The organism is Sinomonas sp., assembly GCF_051955515.1.
Lineage (GTDB): Bacteria > Actinomycetota > Actinomycetes > Actinomycetales > Micrococcaceae > Sinomonas.
On record NZ_JBQCGQ010000223.1, the window covers coordinates 1 to 9,324 of the forward strand.

General features: G+C 69.7%; 11 protein-coding genes and 1 riboswitch. Of the genes, 2 read left to right on the plus strand and 9 right to left on the minus strand.

Annotated features, from left to right (window positions below; genetic code table 11):
• Window positions 1-129 precede the first annotated feature (129 nt).
• From ACTHL9_RS13195 to ACTHL9_RS13205, 3 genes are read right to left on the minus strand one after another with little or no spacing between them, the layout of a single operon-like run.
• Window positions 130-945, minus strand: a complete 816-nt coding sequence (locus ACTHL9_RS13195; protein ID WP_440519697.1) for an energy-coupling factor transporter transmembrane component T family protein — start codon at window positions 943-945, stop codon at window positions 130-132.
• A complete protein-coding gene (locus tag ACTHL9_RS13200) occupies window positions 942-2,453 on the minus strand; it encodes an ABC transporter ATP-binding protein (protein WP_440519698.1) in 1,512 nt (503 codons plus the stop codon). The genes ACTHL9_RS13195 and ACTHL9_RS13200 overlap by 4 nt, the downstream gene beginning before the upstream one ends.
• Window positions 2,454-2,455: 2 nt before the next feature.
• Entirely contained in the window at window positions 2,456-3,049 is a 594-nt protein-coding gene (locus tag ACTHL9_RS13205) for an ECF transporter S component (RefSeq protein WP_440519699.1), read from the minus strand.
• A gap of 41 nt (window positions 3,050-3,090) precedes the next feature.
• Window positions 3,091-3,229: riboswitch (TPP riboswitch) on the minus strand.
• 72 nt (window positions 3,230-3,301) lie between these two features.
• Between ACTHL9_RS13205 and ACTHL9_RS13210 the strand changes: the two genes are divergently transcribed.
• Window positions 3,302-3,562: a DUF4235 domain-containing protein gene (locus tag ACTHL9_RS13210; protein ID WP_249336008.1), complete on the plus strand. Its 261-nt coding sequence runs from the start codon at window positions 3,302-3,304 to the stop codon at window positions 3,560-3,562.
• 223 nt (window positions 3,563-3,785) lie between these two features.
• On the plus strand, window positions 3,786-4,631 hold the full coding sequence (locus ACTHL9_RS13215) for a DUF559 domain-containing protein (protein ID WP_440519701.1): 846 nt from the start codon (window positions 3,786-3,788) through the stop codon (window positions 4,629-4,631).
• Window positions 4,632-4,805: 174 nt separating this feature from the next.
• Here ACTHL9_RS13215 and mnhG read toward each other — a convergent pair whose 3' ends face one another.
• From mnhG to mbhE, 6 genes are all read right to left on the minus strand, one after another.
• On the minus strand, window positions 4,806-5,171 hold the full coding sequence (gene mnhG / locus ACTHL9_RS13220; protein WP_440519703.1) for a monovalent cation/H(+) antiporter subunit G: 366 nt from the start codon (window positions 5,169-5,171) through the stop codon (window positions 4,806-4,808).
• Window positions 5,168-5,440, minus strand: a complete 273-nt coding sequence (locus ACTHL9_RS13225) for a monovalent cation/H+ antiporter complex subunit F (RefSeq protein ID WP_440519705.1) — start codon at window positions 5,438-5,440, stop codon at window positions 5,168-5,170. Before ACTHL9_RS13225 ends, mnhG begins: the two co-directional genes overlap by 4 nt.
• Entirely contained in the window at window positions 5,437-5,982 is a 546-nt protein-coding gene (locus ACTHL9_RS13230; protein WP_440519706.1) for a Na+/H+ antiporter subunit E, read from the minus strand. Before ACTHL9_RS13230 ends, ACTHL9_RS13225 begins: the two co-directional genes overlap by 4 nt.
• Complete coding sequence (locus ACTHL9_RS13235; protein ID WP_440519707.1) at window positions 5,979-7,535, minus strand: Na+/H+ antiporter subunit D; 1,557 nt, start codon at window positions 7,533-7,535, stop codon at window positions 5,979-5,981. The genes ACTHL9_RS13230 and ACTHL9_RS13235 overlap by 4 nt, the downstream gene beginning before the upstream one ends.
• Complete coding sequence (locus tag ACTHL9_RS13240) at window positions 7,532-8,056, minus strand: Na(+)/H(+) antiporter subunit C (protein WP_440519709.1); 525 nt, start codon at window positions 8,054-8,056, stop codon at window positions 7,532-7,534. The genes ACTHL9_RS13235 and ACTHL9_RS13240 overlap by 4 nt, the downstream gene beginning before the upstream one ends.
• Window positions 8,053-9,324: hydrogen gas-evolving membrane-bound hydrogenase subunit E (gene mbhE, locus ACTHL9_RS13245; protein WP_440519710.1), on the minus strand; the 1,272-nt coding region annotated here is incomplete at its 5' end. The genes mbhE and ACTHL9_RS13240, both read right to left, overlap by 4 nt.

Sequence of the window (9,324 nt, forward strand, 5' to 3'; positions counted from 1 at the left end):
CTCGGGCCCGCCCACCCCCCCCCCCCCCCCCCCCCCCCCCCTCCCTCATCCGCGCCCGGCGGGGCCGGGCTCCCCGAGGCGCCCCCCTCCCCCGTGCTCCCACCCCCGCGTAAGCCCCCGGCGCAAGGTTTAGCCCCAGACCACGTTCCAGGTCCGAAGGACGACGGCGGCCCCCACCGAGAGCGCCGCAATGGCCACTCCGCCTGCGGCCACCCAGACATCCAAGCGAGAGAAACTGGATTCGCGCGCCCAGGTCCGAGGCACAGGCCGACCATCGACCATGACTCCGAACCCGCGGGCCTCCATCGCCACGGCCAGTCGCGTGGCACGGCGGATGGCCTGAACGAGGAGCGCGAACGACTGGCCCAGGAACGCCGTGAAGCGTGCGACCGGATTGTGCCCCGTACCGACGCCTCTGGCGCGCCGCGCGAGCCCGAGGGTGCGCCACTCATCAACGAGCAGCCCGACGAGCCGCATGCCGGCAAGTGCCCCGAGCACGAACCGCGCCGGGAGGTGGAGCTTCTGGGCCAGCCCGTCGGCAAGATCGGTGGGATCGGTGGAGAAGAGGAGGAAGACGCCAGGGAGCGCGATCGCGAGCCCGCGGAGCCCGATGGCGATCCCGGTCAGCACGGACCCCTGCGTGAACACGGCAGGCCCGAGCTGCAGCCAGACCGGTCCAGTCTTGGCCCCGAGCAGCGCGGTCGAGTAGGCGGCCACCAGCGCCGCCGCGGCGAGCGGCCAGGTCCGCCGCAGGAGCGTCACCGGGCGGACTCCGAGGAGCGGGACGAGGCACAGCTCGCACACGAGGGCCACGGACGCCGAGACCCAGTCGACGCTCAGGAGCAGCGTGAGCGTGATGCACAGCGCCGCCGCGAGCTTCGCGACCGGGTTGGCCCGCGCGAGGGTGGAGTTCGCGAGCTCAGGCGTCAGGACGTCCACACTCACGCGGCAGCACCCACTCGCGCGGCACGCCCGCCCTCGACCCGATAGATCGTGTCGGACAGAGCGGCCGTGAAGTCCTCATCATGCGTCACTGAGAGGAGCGAGGTGCCCTGCGCGAGCAGCTCCGCGAGGAGCCGCACGAGCTCGGCCCACGTCAGCGCGTCCTGGCCGAACGTCGGCTCGTCGAGCACAAGGAGCCGCGGGCTGGTGGCGAGCATCGTCGCGACGGAGAGCCGCCGCTTCTCGCCGCCGGACAGCGTGAACGGATTCGCCTCCGCGAGCCTGTCGAGTCGCAGGCGCTGCAGGAGCCCGTCCACGAGGGGGCGGACCTCTTTCTCGGGTCGGCGCGCCACCCGCCGCGGGCCGAACTCGAGCTCGTCGAGGACGCGCGGGGTGAGGAACTGGTGCTCTGGCTCCTGGAACACCGTCCCGATCCGGCTGACGAGCTCGCTCGATCGCCACCGCGCGGGATTCGTTCCCGCCCCGCGCGCGAGCGGGGGCAGCGCCTCGAGCCGGCCCCCGACCGCGGGCAGCAGCCCCGCGAGGGTGAGGGCGAGCGTCGACTTCCCGGCGCCGTTGGGTCCGGTCACACTCGCGGCGTGGCCCTCGCGGAGCACCAGATCGATCCCGCCCACCACGGGCCCGGCCTTGGGAGAGCGGCCGACGGCGAGCCCCTCCGCAGCAAGCAGCTCCCCCTCCCGCTGTGGTCGGCCGGCTCGGAGTGGCTGAGAAGGAGCCTCGCCGGTGAGCGGGTGCCAGCCCGGAACCCAGACGCCGGCGGTGGCCAGCCGTCGTCGTACGCCGCCGTCGCCGAGCACCTGCTCAGGCGGCCCGTCTGCGAGGAGGCCGCCACCCGCGTCGAGGACGACCACGCGGTTCACGAGCTCCGCCCACACAGAGACCCGGTGCTCGACGACGACGAGCGTCGCCCCGGTCCTGTCCACGCTGCGCCGCACCGCCTCGCGCACCTCCTGGACGCCCTCGGGGTCGAGGTTCGCTGTCGGCTCGTCGAGCAGCACGAGGCCGGGCTCCATCGCGAGGACCCCAGCAAGGGCGAGTCGCTGCTTCTGGCCGCCCGAGAGCGCGGCGGTGGAGCGGTCGAGCGGGACGTCGAGGCCCACGTCGTCAAGCGCGCGGTGGACGCGCGGCCAGATCTCGCTCCGGGGGACGGCGAGGTTCTCGCAGCCGAAGGCCACCTCGTCGCCCACTCGGGCCATCGCGATCTGGCTGTCGGGGTCTTGGAGGACCAATCCGGCGCGGCCGCGTGCGCTGGGGGCGGCAACGCCGTCGACCGTCAGCTCGCCGCGCTCCTCGCCCTCCTCCGCGGCCCCGAGGACGCCCGCGAGGGCGTGCAGGAGCGTCGACTTGCCGGCGCCAGAGGCGCCCAGCAGCAGGACGCGTTCGCCAGGGGCGATGTCGAGGTCGAGGTCGGTCACCGCGAAGGCCTTGCGCCCCGCGTGCCGCCACCCCCACCCGCGCGCCCTCACCGCTGCTGGCGCTGAAACGGGCATGCTCAGACGTCCGCGGCGCGTCCTGCGGCGAACGCGGACAGTGCGCCCGTCTTGGCGAGCGCCCTCACCGCGAGCCAGCTCAGAAGGCCCGCAATCACGACGCCCGAGATGACGGCGAAGACGGTGTAGGCCACCTGCCAGCCGAACTCCCACTCCACGAAGAACTGCAGGCACTCGCTCACGCCGAGCGCGAGGCCGGACAGCGCGCCCGCGAGGAGCGCCACGCCGAGGTTCCAGCGGCGGTAGCGGAAGGCGGCGAAGACGAGCTCCGCGCCCGCGCCCTGCACGAGACCGGAGAGCAGCACGGTGACGCCGAACTGGGACCCCAGCAGCGCCTCCACGACGGCGGCCAGGATCTCGCAGAAGAGCGCCGCGCCCGGCTTGCGCACGATCAGCCCGCCGAGGACGCCTGCGAGGAGCCACCCGCCGGAGTACAGGCCGCTGAGCGGGGCGAAGGCGGCTGTGGCGGCGGTGACGCCCACATAGGCCTGGTCCCACAGCCAGAAGATGACGCCGCAGGCGACCGCGACGACGGCGGCAACCACAATGTCGACAACGCGCCACGTATACGTGGGCTTCTTGATGGTAGTGCTCATGGGTTTTCTCCCCCTGGGATCAGGAGGGGCGGCAGCGCATACTGCCTGAGAACTCGACTCCCTTCGCCGGTATTAGCCGGAGCAGGTTCGAGGGTCTGCGGTGATCCGCACTCTCAGCGCCCCTGTGCCATGGGCTCCCGATTCGGACTCCCGCGCCACGGCGCTCCCCTGTCGTATGAAACGCAGCCAGTCTACCGCTAGGCTGGGCCGAAAGAGTCTGGCCAACTGACGCCGAACGCGAAGGAGACGGACGTGACGGTCCTCATCAAAATGCTCGGAACGGTCATCGGCATCGGATCCGGCTTCGTAGCGACCAAAGTCCTCGACAAGGTCTGGGAGAAGGGCACCGGCCACAAGCCGCCGAAGGACCCCACGAACCTTGAGGCCAGCCTGCGGGACACGCTGGTCTTCGCCCTCGTGGCCTCTGCTGTCGGCGCGATCGTTCAGGTCTTCACCCAGCGGTACACCCAGAAGGCCGTGGCGCACTTCAACAGCACGCCCGAGAAGGTCTAGGCACTCTGCGCCGGCTTCCCCAGCTATAGTGCCGGCTTCCCCAGCTATGAGAGGCCCCACGGCGGCACTCGCCTGAGTTTCCGCGGTTCCGCATCGCTGGGGCAGCCGAGAGTTGGGGAATTCGGCGCAGAAGCTGGGGAATCCGGAAAGACCCACGGGAGGGTTATCCACATAGACCCCCTACTCCGTCGCCCACCACGCGGCTGGCCGGCACCATGGTGGCGTGACCAACGTTCTGGAAGTGCTCGCCCGGTGGGGAGGGGTGTCGCGGCGAGGCAACCTCCTGCGAGACGGGGTTTCGAGGAGCGATCTCGAGTACGCGCTCGAGTCTGGGGCGGTGATTCGCCCGAGTCGCGGGATCTACGCCCTTGCGGACGCTGATCCTGTCCTTGTCCGCTGCGCCTCGACCGACTCACTCCTGACATGCGTCTCCGCGGCCAAAGCCCATGGACTGTGGGTGGTCCGCGAACCCCAAGAGATCCATATCCAGCGATCCGACGGACGCTTCAGTTCCGGCCGCGCTGTTGTTCACCGCCAGTCATGGGTGCCGCCCTCTCCAAGGAGCCATGTCGCCTCTCAGGCGGACGTCCTGCTGCACGCGCTCCGGTGCCTCCCGGAACTCGAGGCACTGGTGATGGTTGAATCAGCCATTCAGCAGGGCTTCTCCCGGGAGTTTCTGCTCGAGCGCCTCCCCGGTCACCGCAACGCGACGGCGCGCCGAGTCATCGATGCCGTCGGGGCCGGCGCCGATTCCCTCATCGAAGTGCTCGCCCGAGAGCACCTGCGGCGCGCGGGCCTGCAGGTACGGACACAGGTTGAGGTGGAGGGCGTCGGGTGGATGGACCTCTTGATCGAGGACTTCCTCGATCTGGAGACCGATGGCCGCACCCACAACGAGCCGGTGCAGCGGGCAAAGGACTATCGTCGCGACCGTTCCGCCCAACTCCGCGGCTACGAGGTGCTCCGCTACACGTACAGCGACGTGGTGGATCGCCCCGAGGCCATGGTCGCTGAGGTCAAGAGGGCGGTGGCGCGACGGCGCAGCCTCGGACTCGCGGCACCGGCCTGAAGTTCGCCGGGTTCCCCAGTTTCTCCGCCGATCTCCCCAGCTCTCGACGGTCCCAGGACCGCAGAAGCGCGGAAACTCAGGCGAGTGACGCCGTCGTACCCTCAAAGGCTGGGGAAATTGGCTGCAAAGCTGGGGAAGGCGGAAGTGAACTTGGGGAACCCGGCAACGGGGCGCTCAGTCCTCGACGTCCTCGGCCCGCTCCACGCGTGCCACGACGTCCTCGAGCTCGTCGACGGTGAGCCGACCCTTGTCGACGTGCTTGGTCCGGTAGCCGGCGCGGCCGACCATGTGGGCCGAGACCGGCACGGTCAGGAGCTGGAAGATCCAGGCCACCACGAGCAGCGGCACAAGCGCCCAGGAGTGCAGCGCGAGCCCGAGGGCCGTCAGGAGCAGCAACGACCCCAGGACCTGGGGCTTCGTCGCGGCGTGCATGCGGGTGAGCAGGTCCGGGAACCGCAGCAGTCCGATCGCGGCGGCGAGGGAGAGCAGGCCGCCCAGCACCAGCAGCACGCCGACCACAACGTCGAGGAACGAGTTCACGGCCGCCTCCGGTCCTGCACGAATCGGGCGACGGTCACGGACCCCACGAAGCCGATCAGCGTGATGGCGACGACGAGTGCGAGGTGATCCGTGGATCGGCTCGCCACCATCTTCGCGATGAGCGCCGAGGCGAGGACCACGAGCAGAACGTCTGCCGCGAGGACGCGATCGAGCAGCGCGGGCCCCTTGATCATGCGGATCACCGCGCCGAAGGCCGCGAGCGCCAGGAGGATGCTGCAGATCAGGAGCGCCCCGTCGAGGAAGGTCATTGCGGCCCCTCCCCGCGCAGGGTCCGCAGGTCCTCGTCGGTGCCCATGACCCGGATCAGCTCGGCCTCGGCCGCGAGGACGGACCGCCGCAGCCTCTCGGCGGCCGCTGCGTCGGGCACGTCGATGCCATGGACATAGAGGGTCGCGTTGGCCCGGTCCACGTCCACGATGAGCGAGCCCGGGATGAGCGACACAACATGGCCCGTGGCGGTGACGATGAGGTCGGCGTGGCTGCGGAGCGGCACCGCGATGACGGCGCTCGTCACTGCTGGCCCGGACCGAACGGCAAGCCAGAGGAGCTTCGCGCTCGCCACGATGATCTGCCACACGAAGACGAAGGCGAACCGCACTGCCTGGAGCAGGTTGAAACGTCCACTGAGCTCAACGGGCGGCAGGTACAGGAACCTCGTCACGAGCAGGGCCAATAGGAGCCCGAAGACCAGATTGCCCGGGCTGAAGTCCTGCCAGAGGGCGCCCCAGACGATGACGAGCCACGCGAGCAGCGGCAGCTCCGTGCGGAGGGCGATGCGTGGAGCGCTCAAGGCTGTGCCACCCCCGGATGCGGGGCCTGCTGGCCGAGCACGGCGGTGATATACGGAGTGCGGTCGAGCATCTCCTTCGCAGCCTGTTCACTCACAGTGAACAAGGGTCCGGCGAACACGGTCAGCGCGAGACCGAGCACCACCAGCCCGGCGGTCGCACCGACCATTGCGCGCGGCATCGAACCTCTGTGGGCGGGGGCGAGAAGCGCGGCATCGGGATTCTCGGCGTCGTCGGTGGACCGCCAGAAGGCGCGCGCCCACACGCGGGCGAGGGCCAGCAGGGTCAGGAGGCTCACGGCGACCCCGGCGATGACGACAGCGATCGCCATCGGAGTGCCAAGCGTCACTCCCGCCTGGACGAGGCCGAGCTTCCCGAGGAAGCCCGAGAACGGCGGAATCCCGGCGAGGTTCATCGCGGGGATGAAATACAGCAGCGCGAGGAGCGGTGAGAGCTTCGCGAGGCCCCCGAGCCGATCGATCGACGCCGAGCCCGCGCGGCGCTCGATGAGCCCGGCGACGAGGAACAGGGACGTCTGGACCGTGATGTGGTGCATCACGTAGAAGACGGCCGAGGCGAGGCCGATCACGGAGCTCATCGCGAGCCCGAACACCATGTAGCCGATGTGGCTGACCAGGGTGAAGGACAGGAGTCGCTTGATGTCCGTCTGGGCGAGCGCACCGAAGATTCCCACGACCATGGTGAGCAGCGCAACGGTCATGAGCGGGACGTTGAGGTCCTCGCCGGGGAACAGGAGCGTCTCGGTGCGGACCATCGCATACACGCCGACTTTCGTGAGGAGGCCCGCGAACACGGCTGTGACGGGCGCGGGCGCCGTGGGGTACGAGTCCGGGAGCCAGAACGAGAGCGGGAACACCGCGGCCTTGATCCCGAAGCCGATGAGCAGCATGGTGTGCAGGAGCGTCTGCGTGCCGGGGTCGAGCTGGCCGAGCTTCACGGCGAGGTCCGCCATGTTCACCGTGCCGGTCGCGGCGTAGACCATCGCGATCGCGATGAGGAACAGCAGCGAGGAGACCACGCTCACGACGACGTAGGTCACCCCGGCGCGGATTCTCGCCGTCGTGCCTCCGAGCGTGAGCAGGACGTAGCTCGCCGTGAGCAGCATCTCGAAGCCGACGTATAGGTTGAACAGGTCCCCCGCGAGGAAGGCGTCGGAAACCCCGGCGATCAGGATGAGGAAGCTCGGGTGGAACACCGAGATCGGGCCGTCCTTGTCGCCGTCGGCCATGCCCTGCGACACGGCGTAGATGAGGACGGAGAGGCTCACCGCGCTTGAGACGACCAGCATGAGGGAGGAGAACTGGTCCACAACGAGAGTGATCCCCCACGGCGGAATCCATTGGCCGATCGGCACCGCGATCGTTCCGCCGTCCCAGACCGAGGCGAGCAGCAGGATCTCGAGCGCGAGCGTCACCGCGACCACGCCGATGCTCACGATCCGCTGGGCGCGCGGCTGGCGCAGGAGCAGGAACGTCACCGCGGCGCCGAAGATGGGGAGGACGACGGCGAGCGGGGCCAGGTTTGCCAGGTTCACTCGAGCTCCCCTTCCCCAGAAGACTCCTGCCCTAGCGATTCCTGTGCGTGGGCCTTCTGCCGCCCGCTGTGCAGAGCCGCGCGGTCGGCGGCCGCGGCTTCTTCCCGGTTCACGAATTCGCTGAGATCCTCGGGGACGTCGGCGTCGTCCTCGGGTACCCATCCGCTTTGGGCGGCGACCCGACGGTCCTCGAGGTCGTCGGCCACCTCGTCGGCACGGCCGAGCTGCCAAGTGCGATAGATGAGCGCGAGCATGAAGCCTGTGACCGCGAAGGAGATCACGATGGACGTGAGCACGAACGCCTGCGGAAGCGGGTCGCTGTAGGCCTTGGCGTCTGTCCCTTTCGCGTAGAAGGGCGCGAGGCCGGCGTAGCCGTCCGTGGTGAGCAGGAGGAGGTTGGCCCCGTTCGTCAGCATGAGAAGCCCGAGGAGTACGCGGGTGAGGCTCCGTTCGAGCAGGAGGTAGACGCCGCACGCGAACAGCACGCCCGAGATGATGAGCAGGGTCATGTTGGGGTTCATGCGCGCTCTCTCTCCTTCTGGCGGTTCTCGCGGAGAGCCCGGAGGTCGCGCTTGGCCTCGGCCCGTGACTGGTCCTCGATCTGCTCGTCGATATGGGAGCCAAGGCTCCGGAGGACATCGATCACGAGCCCGACCACGATCAGGTACACCCCCACGTCGAACAGCGTGGACGTCACGAACTTCACGTCGCCGAAGACGGGCAGCCAGAGGGCGATGGTTGCGCTCTGCAGCACCTGCCCGCCCACGAGCAACGGCACGGCACCGGCGAGCGCCGCGACCGCGAGGCCGACTCCGAGGAGCACCCCGGGATTGAAGGGCGCGGCCTCGTGGAGCTCGAACCGACCGCCGGCAAGGTAGCGAATCGTGAGCGCGATCCCGGCCACCAGACCGCCGGCGAAGCCGCCGCCCGGCGCGTTGTGGCCGGCGAGCAGGAGGTAGAGGGAGAACAGCACCATGCTGTGGAAGATGAGCCGGGTGATGACCTCGAAGATGATCGAGCGGCGTTCGGGGGCGAGGGTACGGCCGGCCACGAGCCACGGGTCGCGTTCCACGCTCTGGAACGTCCGGGCGACGGCGAGCTCCGCACCGCCTCGCGAGCTGGGATCCACGCCGCGGACGCGCCCCACGCTGCCCGTCTCGACCTCGTGGACGGGGCCCGGGCGGCGTCCCCGGTGGCTGATGTAGATCAGGCTCGCAATGCCCGTGGCCGCGAGGACCAGCACGGAGATCTCGCCGAACGTGTCCCACGCGCGGATGTCCACGAGCGTGACGTTCACAATGTTGTTCCCGCCGCCCTCGGAATAGGCGAGCTCGGGGAACTGGAGCGAGATCGGCGCGGCGTGCCGGGCGCTCATGGTGAACATCCCGGCGACCACGACCATGCTGCCGAACAGCACGGCGATGATGATCCGCGCCACGCGGTACGCCCCTCCCGTCCTGTCGCGCAGCTGGGCCGGAAGGCGGCGCATGCCGAGGACGAACGCGACGAGCACGATCGTCTCGACGAGCAGCTGGGTCATCGCGAGGTCGGGCGCGCCCTGGAGGGCGAAGATGAGCGCGATGCCGTAGCCCGTGACGGAGACCATGAGCACCGCGAGGAATCGCTTGTTCGCGCGGACGGCGGCGAGGGCACCGACGGCGATGGCGATGCCGACGACGGCCTGAAGCGGCGAGTTCGGGTCCAGGAAGTAGGCGCCTCCCGGGATGGCCGGGCGCGTGAGCAGGATGACGCCGAGCGGCAGGAGGGTCGCGACCGAGAGGATCACGGC